The organism is Brachybacterium sp. GCM10030268 (assembly GCF_042666305.1).
Taxonomy (GTDB): Bacteria; Actinomycetota; Actinomycetes; order Actinomycetales; family Dermabacteraceae; genus Brachybacterium.
On the sequence record NZ_JBHTCW010000002.1, the window covers coordinates 525,409 to 541,360 of the forward strand.

Below are 15,952 nucleotides of genomic sequence, written 5' to 3' on the forward strand. Positions count from 1 at the left end.
CTCAGTACCTCACTCGCGGGTCGATCAGAGCGGCGACGACGTCGACGATGAAGTTGGAGACGGCGACGATGACGGCGAGGGTCATCACGATGCCCTGGACGGCCACGTAGTCGCGGGCCTTCATGTACTCGGCGAGCATGTAGCCCAGTCCGTTCCATTCGAACGTGGTCTCGGTCAGCACGGCGCCGCCGAGCATCATCGCGATCTGCATGCCCATCACCGTCACGATGGGGATCAGCGCCGGCCGCAGCGCGTGCCGGGTGGTCAGGCGGGACTCGGCGACGCCGCGGGAGCGGGCCGAGTCGATGTACTGCATCTCCAGGGTGCCGATCATGTTGGTGCGCACCAGGCGCAGGAAGATGCCGCCGGTCAGCACGCCGAGGGCGATCGCCGGCAGCAGGGCGTGGCTGAGCACGTCGGCCAGCACGTCCAGGCGTCCCAGCCGGATCGCGTCCAGCAGATAGAACGGCGTCGGGTTCAGGATCGAGCCCATCGTCAGCTCACCCCGCGTCGAGATGCGCCCGGCCACCGGCAGCCAGCCCAGGCCCACGGAGAAGACGAGCTTGAGCAGCAGGCCGACGAAGAACACCGGCGTCGCGTAGCCGAGGATCGCGACGATCCGCAGCACCGCGTCGGGCCAGCGGTCGCGGGTGCGGGCTGCGATCATGCCCAGCGGAACCCCGGCGACCAGCGCGACCACCACGGCGTAGGCGACCAGTTCGAAGGTCGCCCCGCCGTAGGTGGTGAGGATCTGCGTGACCGGGGTGTTGTCGGTGTAGGCGGTGCCGAAGTCCCCGCGCAGCACCCCGCCGAGATAGTCGAAGTACTGCACGATCAGTGGCCGGTCGTAGCCGGCCTCGGCGCGGCGCTCGGCGAGCTGGTCCGGGGTGAGTCGGCCGCCGAGAGCGGCCGTGATCGGGTCCCCGGTGATCCTCATGAGGAAGAAGACCATGGTCATGAGGATCAGCACGGTCGGGATGATGAGCAGGAACCGGATGAGGATGTAGCGGCCCAGCCCGCCCGAGGAACGTGCGCGCCCCGGACGGCCGGAGCCCCCGGTGCCGGGTCCTGCGGCACCGGGGGCTGCCGGGCTGTCGAGCTCTGCCGTCACTTGGCGAGCGGAGCGAGGCGGAACTTGAAGGACGAATCGAGCGTGACGCCCTGGAGGTCCGCCGTGGACACGGCGATCTGGGCGCCCTGCAGCAGCGGCAGGGTGGAGATCTCGTCGGCCACGATGTCCTGGATCTGGACGAACAGCTCCTCGCGCTCGGCCTCGTCCTGGGTGCCGCGCTGCTGAGCGATGAGCTTGTCCACCTCGGGGTTCGAGTAATGGTTGACCAGGAAGTTGTCCTCGGGGAAGAACGGCGAGAGGTAGTTGTCGGCATCGGAGTAGTCCGGGAACCAGCCCAGCTGGTACGCCGGGTACACATCGGCGGTGCGGTCCTCCGAGTACTGCACCCACTCGGTGGACTGCAGATCCACCACGAACAGCTCGTCGGCCTCCAGCTGCGCCTTGACCGCCGCGTACTCGTCTCCGGAGGAGTTGCCGTAGTGATCCGGGTTGTACTGCAGGCTCAGGTTCACCGGGATCTCCACCCCGGCGTCCTCCAGCCGCTGGCGGGCCTTGGCGGGGTCGGGGCCGCCGCTGCCGTCGCCGTAGAGGTCCTGGAACTGGGTGCCGTTGCCGGGCAGCCCCTCGGGGATGTACGAGTACAGCGGCGTGTAGGTGTCCTTGTAGACCTCGGTGGCGATCGCCTGGCGGTCGATGAGGTCCGCCGCGGCCTGACGGACGGCCTTGGCCTTGGCCGGGTCGGCGTCCTCGGTCTCCGCCCCGTACGGCATCGTGTTGAAGTTGAAGACGATATAGCGGATCTCGCCGCCGGGGCCCTCGTGCACGGCGACGGCGTCGTCCCCCTCGAGGTCCTCGATGTCGGTGGCCGAGAGCGAACGCCACACGCAGTCGATGTTGCCCTGCTGGATGTCCAGCTTCATGTTGTTCTGATCCGCGTAGTACGTCATCGACACGCTCGAGCTCGAGGGCTTGCCGAACAGACCCTTGTAGTCCTCGAAGGCCTCATAGGAGACCAGCTCGTTGAGCTTCCAGCTGGTGATCTGGTACGGGCCGCAGAAGGCCTTCTCGGAGACGATGTCGTTGTCGGGCAGCACCTCGTCGGCGGGGAACACGTCGGCGTCGACGATGGGACCGGCGGGGCTGGTCAGCACGTACGGGAACGTCTGATCATTCGGCTCCTTGAGGTGGAACTCGACGGTCAGGTCGTCGACGGCTTCCACGCTGTCGAGGTTCGCCAGCAGGCTCGAGGGTCCGTTGGGGTCGGCGATCGCGAGCTGGCGATCGAAGCTGTGCTTGACGTCCTCACTGGTGAGCTCATTGCCGTTCGCGAAGGTGAGGCCCTCCTGGAGCGTCACGGTGAAGACGTTCTCGCTGGTGAACTCAGCCGTCTCGGCCAGGTCGGGCTCGGGCGCGCCGTCCTCGGAGCCGATGCTGGTGTTCAGCAGGTACCCGTAGACCTGGGCCCACACGGTCGATGAGCCGTTGTCGTAGGCCGCGGCGGGGTCCAGGGCGGTGACCTTGTCGGTGGTGCCGACGGTCAGAGCGCCCTCGCCGCCGCCTCCCCCGCTGCCCCCGTCCTCGGAGGTCTGGGCGCAGGCCGAGAGCAGCAGCGGGGCTCCGGCCGCGGTCAGCAGCACCGTCCGTCGCTTGGGGGTGAAAGCGGCATCGAACATGGGTTCCTCCAGGGAATGAAGCAGGCCGCGTGGTCACGGCACTGTGGTGCACGCAGCGGCCTCGTGTGGCATGGCGCACCCATGGTGTGCCCTGGAACCTAGCACTGCCAAATGCTCCGGCCCGCCCGCAGGCACGGATCGGCGTCCACGTTTGCCGAACCGTTATTGGAATGGCCCGGATTCTGGCGTGAGGAGGGCGAAATACCGTGAGCGCGGGCAACGATCTCTCCCGGCTCCGCGCCGTTCTCTCGGCCGAGGAGGCGTCGTGACCATAGGATCTGTGCCCACCAGTCGGAGTCGACGTCCCGGCACCTTGACGCCTCGCGCGGATGCGGGCGTTCTCCGATGGTGCCGAGGAGCCCCCATCACCGAGGAGATCCACATGACCACCGAACCTCCGCCGCTCCTGGCCGACGGCGCCCAGCTCGAGAAGGTCGCCACCGGGGCGATCTGGGCGGAAGGGCCCGTCTGGGTCCCGCTGCGCCGCGCCCTGCGCTTCAGCGACATCCCGAACAACCGGATCCTGGAGTACTCGGAGACCACCGGCGAGCTGAGCGTCTTCGCCGAGGGCGTCGAGTTCACCAACGGCCGCACTCTGGACCTCGAGGGATACGTCATCGAATGCTCCCACGGTCGCCGTGCCGTCCAGCGCGACACCGCCGTCGGCCCCGGCGACGAGCACCGGCCGGTCACCGTCGCCGACCGCTTCGGGGAGGTCCGCCTGAACTCCCCGAACGACGTGGTCGTCAGCTCCGACGGCGCGATCTGGTTCACCGATCCCTCCTACGGCATCAAGCGAGAGGTCGAGGGGCATCCCGGCGAGGAGGAGTACGGCGACCGGTACGTGTTCCGGCTCGACCCCGGCACCGGAGCCCTCACACCCGTGGTGATCGACGTGGAGGCCCCCAACGGTCTCGCCTTCTCCCCCGACGAGAGCCTGCTGTACGTCGCGGACTCCTCCCGCTCCCCCGCCGATCAGGAGAATCCGAACCCGCGGCGGCCCCGCGGGCACGCGATCCACGTCTATGACGTCGTCGAGGGCCGGCACGCCAAGAACGGTCGGATCCTCACCGAGGTCTCCCCCGGCCTGCCCGACGGCATCCGGGTGGATGTCGAGGGCCGGATCTGGAGCTCGAGCGGGTCCGGCGTGCAGGTGTTCACGCCGGCGGGTGAGCGCCTGCTGGATCTGCCCGTGCCGGAGAAGGTCGCCAACCTGTGCTTCGGCGGGGACGACGGGCGGACCCTGTACATCGTCGCCACCACCAGCCTCTACCGGGTACGCACCTCCACGGTGGATGCCGCCCGGGCAGCCCGCGGGCGCCGATCGGACGTCAGCCTTCCCCCCACCACCTGAGGACCCGCAGAGCCTGCAGCGTCACCCATGGAGACGGCTCGCCGTCAGGCACATCGATCTCGAACCACACGTGGCCCGGCAGCACCATCTGCTGCAGCCAGGTGCCGTCGGGCTGCTGGGCCTCGCGGACCATGGAGACCGCCTCGGCCATCCGCGGGTCGCGCACGCCGGCGCGGCGGAAGTGCTCCAGCGCGCCGAGAGCGGTGTAGATGTGCCGCGTGGGGTAGAAGAACGTATCGACCCACGGGCCGACGAGCTCGCCGGTGCTCAGTCGCCGCGTGAGAGTGCGGGCGAGCAGGTACTCCTGCCCCGATGCCCGGGCCGCGCGAGTGGCCTCGGTCCCGCCGGTGGCCTGCTCGTGGACCAGCAGCGCCCGCACGGCGTTCAGGGTCGAGTGGAAGCTGGAGCGCACCGACCCGTTGGCCCATTCGCAGTTCCAGCCCCCGTCGGGCAGGCGGTGCTCGACGAACCAGGTCGCGAGGTGCTCGACGTCGACTCCGAGCCAGAGCCCGTTGGCCAGCGTCATCGCGTTGATGCAGCAATCGACCTCACCGCCCCAGTACGGGAGCGTCCGGTCGTACTCCCAGTGGGAGTTCCGGGCCAGGAGCTCAGGTGTGCCGCGATCGATGAGCGGGGCGGGGTCCATGCCCCATTCGCGCAAGGTGGTCAGCGTCCAGGTGGTCGCCGTCCAGGGCTGGCCGGGCAGATTCCGGTTGGCCGGATCGTCGAAGAACCCCGCCGGGAAGAAGGCACCACCGGCCCATTGCCCGTCAGGATCCTGGCGGTCCAACAGCGCGGCGCCGAAGCCCTCTCGCGGGATGCGGGCGCGGGTGGCTTCCCACTGCTCGGCCGGGAGATCGAGCAGGTCGCGCTCGACCTGCCAGCGCAGCGCGGGGTCGGAGTCCAGCAGCCAGGCGATCACGTCGGTGGGTGACATGGACCCACTCTGCCACTGCGGGCCCGCGCTGTCGCTGACCGCGACGTCGTACACCGCGACCCCGGGTCATCGCCGGCGGTCACCAGCCCGGGGGCGGCCAGGGCTGCCCTTCGGCCAGGGCGTTCAGCTCGTACGCTCCCTTGCCGTCGATCGATTCGCGCAGGATGTCCGCGTGGCCGGCATGGCGCGCGCCTTCCTCGATCGCGTGCAGGGCGCACCAGCGCACCGTCCAGTTCTCGCAGCCCACGAACCACGGACGATCCGGGACCGGTACGGACGTCTCGAGATCCGCGGCGCGGATCGCCTCGGCGAGCCGGCTCGCCACGGCATCGAGCTCGGCGCTGAGCGATTCGGCGGTGTCACCTTCCCGCACGGCCGACGGATCAATGGTGCCCTCGGCATAAGCCTGCGCGGGCTCGCGCTCGGGTTCGGAGGCATTTCCCGGAGCGGCGAGGATTCCGGCGGTGACGTTCTCGACCATGAGGATCGCGTGCCGGGCGAGAGCTCCCAGGCTCATCGCCGACGCGCTCGGTGTGGCGGCCAGCTGGTCCCTGTTCAGCCCGTGCAGGGCCGTGGCGAGCTGGCGGTACTGCTGGAGGGCGAAGGTGGCCAGGCCGTCGTGCTCCGTGGTGATATCGGCGGTGAGGAAAGGCATCCGAGGCTCCTGGGGGCTGAGGCGGGGCGAGACGGCCGTCCGGCCGCTCAGGGTCCACTGTCGCGGAGCGTGCGGACAGAAACTGTCCGCAGAAGCGGCGGTTCCCTCCGCAGACGCGCCGCTTCCCTCTGCGGCGACGCCGCTTCGGTCCGACGGGACGCGATGACGCCGTGACCCGGGTGCCTCTCAGAGCTGGTACGGGCCGAAACGGGACCACGCCACGACGACCGACAGGATCGCCAGCACCACCGAGGGCAGCGTGGCCATCACGCCGTCGCCGCGCCGGGTGTGCACGAGGGCGGCGAAGACCATGGTGATCGCGAGCCCGGCGGCGGCGAAGGGGACGAGCACCGTGGCGATACCGGTCAGCCCGGGCACGATCAGGCCGATCGCACCGAGGATCTCGAGCACGCCGATCCCCAGGACCACGGAGTGGGGGAAATCCTCGGCATAGGGCGTGCGCTCGATCTGCTGTTCGCGAGAGGTGAGGAGCTTCGCGGCACCGGAACCGATGAAGACGGCGGCCAGGACGAAGGACAGTATCCACAGGAACACGTTCATGGTGCGTCTCCTCGTGACGTCGGTCCGGCACCGATGGCACCGATGCCGGGTGGACGATTATCCGCCTCCTGGCCTCCTCTGTCACCGATTCCGCATTCTCGTTCCTACTGAGCGAGGTCGCCGGCCCGTGCCGGAACCGGGCTGGGCTCCGGCGCGGTCGCCGGTTCCTGCACGCCGGTCGAGCCGGCGGTGACCGCGCTCTCGGCAGTCGCATGGGACTCGCCCAGCAGCTCCAGCAGCATCCCGGCAGGCAGGTCCGCCCGGTCCTGGCGCGGGCTGATGGCGCTGACGGTCCAGTCCGCGACCGAGGCACCGTGCAGCGAGTGCCGGATCAGCTCGGCTGCCTGCGGCTTCGCCGCCACATGCTGCGGCACGATGGCGATGCCCAGACCGCGGCGCACCAGATCGAGCAGGGTGTGCACGTCATTGACGCTGCAGCGCACGCGGCGAGTGACGCCGTGGGCCGCGAACGCCTCGTCGTTCAGGGTGCGCACTCCCCAGGAGGAGCCGAAGTCGACGAAGTCCTGGCCCTCCAGCTGTTCCCAGGTGGGATCCGTATGCGCCAGCGGATGCCCGGGCGAGGTCAGCAGCACGACGGGCTCGTGGCCCAGGGGCACATGGCGCACTGAGGCCAGATGCCGGGTGGTGGCCACGAAGGCGACGTCGAGCCCGCCGGCGCGGACGGATTCGACCAGCTCATGCGAACCGGACTGAACGAACTCGGTCTCCACGAGCGGGTAGCGGCGGTGGAATCGCTCCAGCAGCCCGGCGACATCGACCAGCCCGAGGCATTGCTCTGCGCCGACGCGCAGCGACCCGGTCACCGTGCGGCTGACCCGCACCACGGCGTCGCGGGCCTGCGCCGCCTCATCGAGCATCGCCCGGGCATGCGGCAGCAGTGCCAGCCCGGCGGCGGTGGGTTCGACCCGACGCGTGGTGCGTCGGAACAGGGACGTGCCGAGCTCGTCCTCGAGGCTGCGGATCGCCGAGGACAGCCCGGATTGGGAGATGCCCGCCAGATCCGCGGCGCGGGTGAAGTGCCGCTCCTCGGCGAGGGCGAGCACGTACTCCATCTGACGAAACTCCATTGACCGCTCCTGCTTCTCAATACCATCTGCGCAAGCTGTTGGACGCGTAGATTACGGGTTCTTACGCTGAGCCTCATGACTACTGTTCCCACCATCACCCTGAACTCCGGTCACGCCATCCCCCAGCTGGGCTTCGGTGTCTTCCTGGTCCCGCCGGCCGAGGCCGAGGAGGCCGTGAGCACTGCTCTCGAGGTCGGATACCGCCACATCGACACCGCCGCCATCTACGGCAATGAGGAAGGCGTCGGCGCCGCGATCGCCAAGAGCGGCATCCCGCGCGACGAGCTGTTCGTGACCACCAAGCTGTGGAACGACCGTCAGGCCGGCGAGGCCCCGCACGACGCGATCCGCGAGAGCCTCGAGAAGCTCGGACTCGACTACGTCGATCTCTACCTCACCCACTGGCCCACCCCGGAGAAGGACACCTACTCCAACGCGTGGCAGAAGCTCATCGAGATCCGCGACGCGGGCCTGGCCCGTTCGATCGGCGTGTCCAATCATCTGCCCGAGCACCTCGATCGCCTCGTCAAGGACACCGGCGAGGTCCCCGCGGTCGACCAGATCGAGCTCCACCCCGCCCTCCAGCAGCGTGACGTGCTCGAGTGGGGCGCGGCCAACGGGATGCACATCGAGTCCTGGGGCCCGCTCGGCCAGGGCAAGTACCCGCTGTTCGAGAACCCCGCCGTGGTCGCCGCCGCCGAGGCGCACGGCGTCACCCCGGCGCAGGCCGTCATCCGCTGGCATCTCGATCGCGGCTTCATCGTGTTCCCGAAGTCCACGCACCGTGAGCGCATGGAGCAGAACTTCGACGTGTTCGGCTTCGAGCTGACGGCCGACGAGATCGCCGCGATCGACGCCCTCGACGCCGGTGACGGCTCGGGCCGCGTGGGCGCCCACCCGCTCGAGCTCAACTGATCCCCGATCCGGTGCGCGGGAGCACTGCTGCGGTTCCGCGCCGCGGTGCTCCCTGATCGCCTCGCAGGCCCGGTCCGCTCAGCGGGCCGGGCCTGCGGCCGTCCGGACAGATACTGCCGGCCACCGCACACGTCTCTCAGGCGCCGACGGCCGAGGTCGCCGGCTCCGGGTGGCGGAGGGCTGCGGCCGCGGCGCGGTACCGCTGCGCGATCACGGAGATCACCGCGGGATCGGTGCCCAGGGGCGCGCTGACCTGGTCGGCCCCGGCTGCGAGTACGAGGTTCGCGAAGTGGCCCGGGGCCAGCACGTAGCTGGCGGCGATGACGCGGTCCGCCCCGCCCTCGCGGGCGGCGGCGACCGCGCGGGGGATGCGGGGCTTCGCCCCGGCGCCGTAGCCGATGCTCACCGGAGCGGGCAACTCGTCGGCCAGCAGGTCGCGCATGTGCTCGACGTCCAGCACCGCCTCGGGATCGCTCGACCCCGCTGCGGCGAGGACGATGTGGTCGCCGGGACGCCGGCCCGCGTCGCCACCCGGGAGCTCTCCCAGGCGGCGGAGCAGGGCCTGGGCCAGCAGCTCGTGCGGCCCCATCGTGCCGGCGGAGACGACATGGGGGTACGGGGCGACGGCGCGGCCGATGTCGACCTTGGTGTGGTGGCCGGTGGACAGCAGCAGCGGGACGACCACGGCGGGGCCGTCGGCGGCGACGCGCGCCACGACGTCGTCGACCTCGGGCTGTTCCACGTCGACGAAGGCTGGTTCGATCCGCACCCCGGGAAGGGCCAGCGAGAGCAGGTCCAGGATCTCGGAGACGGTGGCGCGACCCTCGGCGAAGCGGGTGCCGTGCGAGCAGGCGATCAGCGCGGTCATCGGTCCCCCTCCCCGGCGGTCCCGGATCCGGTGTCGAAGTGCTGGACCACGCCGCGCACGAGAGAGCCCATGCGCCCGCGCTCCGCCATCAGCACCGGCAGGCCCCGTTCTCTGAGCGGCCCCGCGGTGACCGGGCCGACGGCGGCGAAGGTCAGATGTCCCGCCGCGGCCTGCTCCGCGATGCCCGCCAGGGCGCCGGCGCGCTCGGCCTCCTCGAGCCAGCGGGAGGCCCCGGGGGCGGCGGTGAAGACCACGGCGTCGACCTCGCCCGCGCTCGCGGCGATCACGGAGCGGACCACGGCCTCCGGGTCCCGCGAGGGCCCCCAGCGGTACACCGTCAGGCTCACCACGTCCGCTCCGTGCCGATCCAGCAGCTCGTCCAGTCCGTCGGAGCCCGAGCCGTGGTGCTGGACGGCGACGCGCTTCCCGTGGAGGTCCTCCTCGAGCAGGCGTTCCCCGACCTCCGCGCTGACCTCGGAGGTGGCGGCCCAGCCGGTCGTCAGGCCCGCCTGCTGCACCGCTCCGCGTGCCTTCGGACCGCGGGCCAGGATCAGAGAGTCGCTCATCGCAGTGCGCAGGTCCTCCCCGAGACCGGCGGCGTCTGCGGCTTCGATCCAGCCGCGGAAGCCGACGCCGGTCAGGGCGACGGCTACCTGGGGCGGGCGGGCGATCAGTTCGCGGGTGCGCTCCAGCAGCGAGGCGTCGTCGATGTGCGGAATGGTCGACATCGCCGGGGCGACATCGACCGAGGCGCCGTGGCGCTCCAGGGCGGCGGCGAGCTCCTCCGAACGGCGATCCACAGCGATCACGATCCGGCGCCCCGTCAGGGCGTGGGAGAGCAGAGGGGCGGTGCTCATCGAACCGCCTGCGCAGGTGCGGAAGTCACTGCGGACTTTCCCTTCTCGTCGATCAGCGAATCCAGCAGGCCGTCCCGCGCCACCTCTCCGATCACGATGACCGCGGGGCTCTGCACGTCCACGCTGCGGGCCAGCGCCACGATCTCACCGAGGGTGGAGCGGGTGGTGCGCTGCCGCGCGCAGTGGCCGTTCTCCACGATGGCGACGGGGCGGGCGGCGGGCACTCCGTGCTCCAGCGCGGCCCCGACCAGGCGGGGCAGGCCCGCCACGCCCATCAGGACCATCGTGGTCACCGTGTCGTCGGCCAGCGCCGCCAGCGTGGAGGCGCTGGGCGGGCCGTGGCCGGTGACCACGTGGACCGTGGCGGCCGTCCCACGGTGGGTCGCGGGGATGCCGGCGGCCTGAGGGACCGCGATCGCGCTGCTGATGCCGGGGACGATGTCGACCGGGACACCGGCGGCGGAACAGGCGGCGTACTCCTCGCCGCCCCGGCCGAAGACGAACGGGTCGCCGCCCTTGAGTCGCACCACCCGTCGGCCCTCGCGGGCGTGCTCGATCAGCAGGGCGTTGATCTCGTCCTGCGGGACGGGATGAGCGCCCGGCTGCTTGCCGACGTCGATGATGTCGGCGCACCAGCTGATCTCGGCGATGGCCCCGATATCGGGGCCGAGTCGGTCGGCGATGACGACGTCCGACTCCTGCAGCAGGCGGTGGGCCCGGACCGTCATCAGATCGACCGGTCCCGGCCCGCCGCCCACCAGCCAGACGTGCCCGGGGCTCATGAGGACTGTTCCCAGAGCAGGTAGACGTCGCCGTCGCGCACCTCGGCGGGCCAGGTGCGCAGCTCGGCAGGGTCCTTGCCCTGCGTGTCGAGGCAGGCACCCGTGTCCAGGTCGAAGACCTGCTTGAACATCGGGGAGGCGACGGTGGGCGTCTGCCCGCGGGAGCCGACGATGCCACGGGACATCACGTAGGCGCTGCTGTACGGATCGCGGTTGCAGACGGCACGGACGGTGCCGTCCGACAGCAGGAACAGTGCCACCTGGGTGGTCCCCAGGAGCGCCGCGCGGCCCCGCTCCACCTCGAGGTCGCTAACGGCGCAGATGCGCAGCCACCCCGACTCCCCCGGCGCGGCGGGTGCCGGCGCGGAGTGTGCCGAGGCACCGCGCGTACCGGTGGTTCCCGGCGTCTCGGCCGTCCCGGGCTGCCCGGGCGTCGTCGCGGGGTCCAGGGTCTGTGCGGTCATCGCCGTACCTCCAGTCGTGTTCCTGCGATCAGGACCTCGCCCGATGCGCGTTCCTCGCTGCTGGCGGGCCGGGCCTGGCCGCGCTCGGCAGTGTAGGCGAGGGACGGGTCCGGGGTCGTGGGCGCGTTCACGAACGAGCCGAACCGGCGCAGCTTGTCCGGGTCGGCCAGGGTCGCCGCCCATTCGTCCTCGTAATCGTCCACGTGCTTGTCCATCGCCGCGTCCAGATCGGCGCAGATGCCCAGGCTGTCCTCGAGCAGGACCTCCTTGAGGCCCTCGATGCCGCCGTCGAGGTCCTCGATCCAGCGCGCGGTGCGCTGGAGCTTGTCGGCCGTGCGGATGTAGTACATGAAGAACCGGTCGATGATGCGCAGCAGGGACTCGTCGTCCAGGCCCTCCGCCAGCAGCTCCGCGTGCCGCGGGGTGAACCCGCCGTTGCCGCCGACGTAGACGTTCCACCCGGTCTCGGTGGCGATGACGCCGACATCCTTCCCGCGCGCCTCCGCGCACTCGCGGGCGCACCCGGAGACGCCCACCTTCAGCTTGTGCGGGGAGCGCAGCCCGCGATAGCGCAGCTCGAGCTGGACGGCCATCCCGACGGAGTCGAGCACGCCGTAGCGGCACCACGTCGAGCCGACGCAGGACTTCACCGTGCGCAGGGACTTGCCGTAGGCGTGACCGGATTCGAACCCGGCGTCGACCAGTCGCTGCCAGATCAGCGGCAGCTCGTCGAGGCGGGCGCCGAACATGTCGATCCGCTGTCCGCCGGTGAGCTTCGTGTACAGCCCGAAGTCCTTGGCGATCTCCCCGATGACGATGAGCCCCTCGGGGGTGACCTCGCCGCCGGGCATGCGCGGGACGACCGAGTAGCTCCCGTCCTTCTGCATGTTCGCCATCACGTGGTCGTTGGTGTCCTGCAGGGTGGCATTCTCTCCGTCCAGGACGTGCTTGCCGGTGAGGACCGAGAGGATGCTGGCGATGGCCGGCTTGCAGGTGTCGCAGCCGCGCCCGGTGCCGAAGCGCTCGATGATCGCGCTGAAGGTGTCCAGGCCCGAGACGTGCACCGCGTCGAAGAGCTGCCGACGCGACATCTCGAAGTGCTCGCACATGGCGTTCGAGACGGCCTTGCCCATCTTCGTCAGCTCGCCGCCGACGAGGCCCTTGATCATGACCACGCAGGAGCCGCAGGTGGCACCGGCACGGGTGCAGCCCTTGATGCCGGCCACGTCGGTGCAGCCCTCCTCGTGCACGGCCTCCCGGATGCGGCCGGCGCTGACATTCGCACAGGAGCAGACCACGGCCTCATCGGGCATCTCGCCCTTGGGAGTGGGGACCCCGCCCTCGGGCATCAGGTAGGCGGCGGGATCACCGCCGAGGGCTCCGCCGACCAGGGGCCGCAGCGAGCCGTAGGCAGAGGCGTCGCCGACGAGCATGCCGCCCAGCAGCGTCTTGGCGTCGTCGGAGAGGACGAGCTTCTTGTGAACGCCGCTGACCGGGTCCGCATAGACCACATCGAGTGCTCCGGGAGTGGTGGCGAAGGCGTCACCGAAGCTCGCGACATCCACGCCGGAGAGCTTGAGCTTGGTCGAGAGGTCGTACCCGCCGAAGGTGGCGTCCCCGCCCAGGATCCGGTCGGCGGCGACCTCGGCCATCGCATACCCGGGGGCGACCAGGCCCACGCACATGCCCTGGTAGGAGGCGACCTCACCGATCGCCATGATGGCGGGATCGCTGGTGCGGCAGGCGGCGTCGATCTCGACGCCGCCGCGCTCGGCGCAGGTCAGGCCGGCGGACCGGGCCAGTTCGTCGCGCGGGCGGACGCCGACGGTGAAGATGACGACGTCGGCCTCCATCGCGGTGCCGTCCTTGAACTCCACGCCGCGCACCTCGCCGTCGTCCCCGGCCAGGACCCGGGTGGTGCGAGCCCCGGTGCGCACGCCGATGCCGCGCTTCTCGATGAGCCGGCGCAGGGAGGCCCCGGCGGGCAGATCGAGCTGGGCGGACATCAGCCGGTCGCTGGACTGGATCACCGTGGGCTCGGCGTCCATCCCCTGCAGGGCTCCGGCGGCTTCGAGGCCGAGCAGGCCGCCGCCGATGACGGTGCCTCGCACCGGACGACCGAGTTCACGGGCCCGGCGCCGGACGTGGTCGCGCAGCTGCTCGACGTCGTCGAGCGTGCGGTAGACGAAGCAGCCGGGCTGCTCGGCGCCGTCGACCGGAGGGCGGGCGGCATAGGAGCCGGTCGCCAGGACCAGGTGGTCGTACCCGAACTCCTCGCCGGAGCGGGTGCCCACGCTGCGCCGGTCACGATCGATGTGCTCGGCCGGATCGCCCGCGACCAGCGTGATCCGAGGATCCTCGAGCACGGTGCGTTCCAGGGAGAGAGCGTCGGCGTCCTCCCCGTCGAAGAAGCGGGTCAGGCCCACACGGTCGTAGGGGTGGCGGCCTTCGTCGCCGAGGATGGTCAGGGTGTACGCGGCGTCGGCCCGGGCGCTGAGGCTGTCCGCGAGGCGGTGGGCCACCATGCCCGCGCCGATGACGAGGATGCGGGCGGTCATCGGGTCGCACCGACCAGCTCGGGCTCGGTCGTCCCCTCGGTCTCGCCCGCGGTCACGGGGATCACCGGTTCCGCGGCGGCGGCCTTGCGCCGGTGGGCCAGGTACAGCGGGAGGCCGACGAAGGCCAGGCCCCCGACCAGGTTGCCCACGACCGTCGGGATCTCGTTCCACAGCAGGTAGTCCATGAGCGTGAAGTCCGCGCCCAGCAGCAGGCCCGAGGGGAACAGGAACATGTTCACGATGGAGTGCTCGAAGCCCATGTAGAAGAAGAGCATCACGGGCATCCACATGCCGGCGATCTTGGCGATCATGCTGTCGGACATGAAGGCTGCGACGACGCCCGTGGAGACCATCCAGTTGCACAGCACGCCGCGCACGAACAGGGTCAGCATGCCGGCGGCGCCGTGATCGGCATAGCCGACGGTGCGGCCGTGGCCGATCTCGCCGATGGCGAGCCCCACCTCGTTGGGTGCGGAGGAGAAGCCGTACGTGAAGTAGATGGCCATCAGGACGGCGACGGCGAATGCACCGATGAAGTTGCCGACGAAGACCAGCCCCCAGGTGCGCATCACGCCGCCGACGGTGACGCCGGGGCGGCGGTCCAGCAGCGCCAGCGGGGTCAGGGTGAACACACCCGTCAGCAGGTCGAAGCCCATCAGATAGAGCATGATGAACCCGACCGGGAAGAGGATCGCCCCGAGCAGGGGCTGGCCGGTCTGGGTCGAGACGGTCACGGCGAAGGCCGCGGCGAGCCCGAGGATCGCACCGCCCATGACGGCGCGCACGAGGGTTTCCCGGGCAGACATCCCGATCTTGCTGGCTCCGGCATCGACCAGGCGTGTGACCAGGTCGGACGGCTTGACGTAGTCCATGGCTGCCTCCAAGGGGCGCAGTGGGCTGGGGCCCGCCGAGCAGCGCCCGGCGATGCGGCCAACGTAAGACGGGGGCGCGTCAGCCCATGCAGCCGTCAGCGCCCGTTACGTTTCCGTGACCCCCGGTCTCATTCCCGTCCGGCCCCGCCGAGCGAGCCACGATGAGACCTCCCGCGGTCGATACCGCCGGACGTGACCTCATCCAGCGCCCGTTCCGACAACTGTCGCGGTATCGAGCTCCTCCCGCTCAGTCCTTGGCCCGGACCAGGCGTTCGTGGCCTGTCTCCTCCAGCACGGCGATGTCCGAGTTGGCCTTGAGGAAGTCGGAGAAGGAGCGGAAGCCGAGTGCTTTCTCGCTGAAGGAGGGGTCCATGCGACGCATGTGCGTCTTGACCGCGGAGCTGTGCAGCCACTCGCTGTCCCCGCGGTCCCCCAGCTGCAGGGCGCGCTGGAGCAGGCGGGTCGCCGCCTCCTGTGGATCCTCGGTAAGTTCGACGACCTCGTCCTCCGCATCGGCGGTGCCGGATGCGGCCGCCGGCGCCTCGGCGGCCGGGGCCGGTGCCTGACCGGAGGCTGCCGCGGCGTCACGATCCGTGGACGCTCCGGAGCTGGCCCCGGACCTGCCCTTGCCCTTGCCGCTTCCCTGTCCGCGGCGCGACCGGGACGCGGGCGCCGGCTCCGGGCGCTCGATGCCGGGGAGGTTGTCGTAGGACTCGAACTCGTCGCAGGCCGCGGCGAGAGACTTGGCGGTCGATCCGGCCACCCCCATCCCGATGACGTACCGGCCCAGCCGACGGCAGCGCTGGGCCAGGGGGACGTAGTCCGAGTCCCCGGCGACGATGACCACGTGGGTGAGGTCCGGGATGCGGAACATGTCCTCGACGGTGTCGACGGCCAGGCGGATGTCGGCCCCGTTCTTCGCGTACGCCGCGGCCGGGAAGAGCTGGACGAGGTCCACGGCCCGGGAGACCAGCTGGGAGCGGTACTCGGCGTTGACGGGGGCGGACCAGTCGGCATAGGCGCGGGTGAGCATGAGGGTGCCGAACGAGGCGGCGTAGTCGATGATCGCGCCCACGTCGACGGTGGCCTTGCCCAGCCGTTCGGCGAGCTCGGGCTCGCTGGGGTCCTCGGCGAGCCGCTGGCGGTCCCGGCTGTACGCATTGCGACCGTGGACACGGTCGTACCAGGACATGACGATGTTGTCGAAGTCGAGGTAGACGGCGACGCGGGGCTCTTGTGGTTCTGCCATGCCCCCAGTCTGCCTGGTCGGTCCGCTCAGCGACGCCACCCGAGCCA

At 70.5% G+C, this 15,952-nt stretch carries 15 protein-coding genes; 2 read left to right on the forward strand and 13 right to left on the reverse strand.

Going from position 1 to position 15,952, the window contains the following annotated elements; translation table 11 throughout:
* Position 1: 1 nt before the first annotated feature.
* Positions 2-1,015 carry an ABC transporter permease gene (locus ACFQRD_RS05340; protein WP_377017262.1) on the reverse strand — a complete coding sequence of 338 codons (1,014 nt, stop codon included), beginning with the start codon at positions 1,013-1,015 and terminating at the stop codon, positions 2-4.
* 92 nt (positions 1,016-1,107) lie between these two features.
* Positions 1,108-2,745, reverse strand: a complete 1,638-nt coding sequence (locus tag ACFQRD_RS05345; RefSeq protein ID WP_377016625.1) for an ABC transporter substrate-binding protein — start codon at positions 2,743-2,745, stop codon at positions 1,108-1,110.
* Between the two features lie 382 nt (positions 2,746-3,127).
* On the opposite strand from ACFQRD_RS05345, the gene ACFQRD_RS05350 reads away from it, so the two are divergent.
* Complete coding sequence (locus ACFQRD_RS05350) at positions 3,128-4,099, forward strand: SMP-30/gluconolactonase/LRE family protein (RefSeq protein ID WP_377016623.1); 972 nt, start codon at positions 3,128-3,130, stop codon at positions 4,097-4,099.
* On the opposite strand, the gene ACFQRD_RS05355 is transcribed toward ACFQRD_RS05350, so the two are convergent.
* From ACFQRD_RS05355 to ACFQRD_RS05370, 4 genes are all read right to left on the reverse strand, one after another.
* Positions 4,077-5,036, reverse strand: a complete 960-nt coding sequence (locus ACFQRD_RS05355) for a squalene cyclase (protein ID WP_377016621.1) — start codon at positions 5,034-5,036, stop codon at positions 4,077-4,079. The genes ACFQRD_RS05350 and ACFQRD_RS05355 overlap by 23 nt on opposite strands.
* A gap of 79 nt (positions 5,037-5,115) precedes the next feature.
* Positions 5,116-5,691 (reverse strand): DUF664 domain-containing protein, encoded by a 576-nt coding sequence (locus ACFQRD_RS05360; RefSeq protein ID WP_377016619.1) that lies wholly within the window; start codon positions 5,689-5,691, stop codon positions 5,116-5,118.
* 186 nt (positions 5,692-5,877) lie between these two features.
* Entirely contained in the window at positions 5,878-6,252 is a 375-nt protein-coding gene (locus tag ACFQRD_RS05365; RefSeq protein ID WP_377016617.1) for a DoxX family protein, read from the reverse strand.
* A gap of 104 nt (positions 6,253-6,356) precedes the next feature.
* Positions 6,357-7,340, reverse strand: a complete 984-nt coding sequence (locus tag ACFQRD_RS05370) for a LysR family transcriptional regulator (RefSeq protein ID WP_377016615.1) — start codon at positions 7,338-7,340, stop codon at positions 6,357-6,359.
* Positions 7,341-7,415: 75 nt separating this feature from the next.
* On the opposite strand from ACFQRD_RS05370, the gene ACFQRD_RS05375 reads away from it, so the two are divergent.
* Positions 7,416-8,255, forward strand: coding sequence for an aldo/keto reductase (locus ACFQRD_RS05375; protein ID WP_377016613.1), 840 nt, complete (start codon positions 7,416-7,418; stop codon positions 8,253-8,255).
* Between the two features lie 136 nt (positions 8,256-8,391).
* Here ACFQRD_RS05375 and ACFQRD_RS05380 read toward each other — a convergent pair whose 3' ends face one another.
* From ACFQRD_RS05380 to ACFQRD_RS05410, 7 genes are all read right to left on the reverse strand, one after another.
* Entirely contained in the window at positions 8,392-9,123 is a 732-nt protein-coding gene (locus tag ACFQRD_RS05380) for a sirohydrochlorin chelatase (RefSeq protein WP_377803551.1), read from the reverse strand.
* Positions 9,120-9,980, reverse strand: coding sequence for a uroporphyrinogen-III synthase (locus ACFQRD_RS05385; RefSeq protein ID WP_377794066.1), 861 nt, complete (start codon positions 9,978-9,980; stop codon positions 9,120-9,122). The genes ACFQRD_RS05380 and ACFQRD_RS05385 overlap by 4 nt, the downstream gene beginning before the upstream one ends.
* Positions 9,977-10,762 carry a uroporphyrinogen-III C-methyltransferase gene (gene cobA / locus ACFQRD_RS05390; protein ID WP_377794067.1) on the reverse strand — a complete coding sequence of 262 codons (786 nt, stop codon included), beginning with the start codon at positions 10,760-10,762 and terminating at the stop codon, positions 9,977-9,979. Before cobA ends, ACFQRD_RS05385 begins: the two co-directional genes overlap by 4 nt.
* Positions 10,759-11,226, reverse strand: coding sequence for a nitrite reductase small subunit NirD (gene nirD / locus ACFQRD_RS05395; RefSeq protein ID WP_377794068.1), 468 nt, complete (start codon positions 11,224-11,226; stop codon positions 10,759-10,761). The genes cobA and nirD overlap by 4 nt, the downstream gene beginning before the upstream one ends.
* Positions 11,223-13,784, reverse strand: a complete 2,562-nt coding sequence (gene nirB, locus ACFQRD_RS05400) for a nitrite reductase large subunit NirB (RefSeq protein WP_377016603.1) — start codon at positions 13,782-13,784, stop codon at positions 11,223-11,225. Before nirB ends, nirD begins: the two co-directional genes overlap by 4 nt.
* Positions 13,781-14,656, reverse strand: a complete 876-nt coding sequence (locus tag ACFQRD_RS05405; protein ID WP_377016601.1) for a formate/nitrite transporter family protein — start codon at positions 14,654-14,656, stop codon at positions 13,781-13,783. The genes nirB and ACFQRD_RS05405 overlap by 4 nt, the downstream gene beginning before the upstream one ends.
* A gap of 247 nt (positions 14,657-14,903) precedes the next feature.
* Positions 14,904-15,905, reverse strand: a complete 1,002-nt coding sequence (locus ACFQRD_RS05410) for an NYN domain-containing protein (protein ID WP_377016599.1) — start codon at positions 15,903-15,905, stop codon at positions 14,904-14,906.
* Positions 15,906-15,952 lie beyond the last annotated feature (47 nt).

Excerpts from the sequence above, each read along its gene's own strand:
- ACFQRD_RS05345 (WP_377016625.1), bottom strand. The coding sequence starts at position 2,745 with ATGTTCGATGCCGCTTTCACCCCCAAGCGACGGACGGTGCTGCTGACC.
- ACFQRD_RS05350 (WP_377016623.1), top strand. The coding sequence starts at position 3,128 with ATGACCACCGAACCTCCGCCGCTCCTGGCCGACGGCGCCCAGCTCGAG.
- ACFQRD_RS05355 (WP_377016621.1), bottom strand. The coding sequence starts at position 5,036 with ATGTCACCCACCGACGTGATCGCCTGGCTGCTGGACTCCGACCCCGCG.
- ACFQRD_RS05360 (WP_377016619.1), bottom strand. The coding sequence starts at position 5,691 with ATGCCTTTCCTCACCGCCGATATCACCACGGAGCACGACGGCCTGGCC.
- ACFQRD_RS05365 (WP_377016617.1), bottom strand. The coding sequence starts at position 6,252 with ATGAACGTGTTCCTGTGGATACTGTCCTTCGTCCTGGCCGCCGTCTTC.
- ACFQRD_RS05370 (WP_377016615.1), bottom strand. The coding sequence starts at position 7,340 with ATGGAGTTTCGTCAGATGGAGTACGTGCTCGCCCTCGCCGAGGAGCGG.
- ACFQRD_RS05375 (WP_377016613.1), top strand. The coding sequence starts at position 7,416 with ATGACTACTGTTCCCACCATCACCCTGAACTCCGGTCACGCCATCCCC.
- ACFQRD_RS05380 (WP_377803551.1), bottom strand. The coding sequence starts at position 9,123 with ATGACCGCGCTGATCGCCTGCTCGCACGGCACCCGCTTCGCCGAGGGT.
- ACFQRD_RS05385 (WP_377794066.1), bottom strand. The coding sequence starts at position 9,980 with ATGAGCACCGCCCCTCTGCTCTCCCACGCCCTGACGGGGCGCCGGATC.
- cobA (WP_377794067.1), bottom strand. The coding sequence starts at position 10,762 with ATGAGCCCCGGGCACGTCTGGCTGGTGGGCGGCGGGCCGGGACCGGTC.
- nirD (WP_377794068.1), bottom strand. The coding sequence starts at position 11,226 with ATGACCGCACAGACCCTGGACCCCGCGACGACGCCCGGGCAGCCCGGG.
- nirB (WP_377016603.1), bottom strand. The coding sequence starts at position 13,784 with ATGACCGCCCGCATCCTCGTCATCGGCGCGGGCATGGTGGCCCACCGC.
- ACFQRD_RS05405 (WP_377016601.1), bottom strand. The coding sequence starts at position 14,656 with ATGGACTACGTCAAGCCGTCCGACCTGGTCACACGCCTGGTCGATGCC.
- ACFQRD_RS05410 (WP_377016599.1), bottom strand. The coding sequence starts at position 15,905 with ATGGCAGAACCACAAGAGCCCCGCGTCGCCGTCTACCTCGACTTCGAC.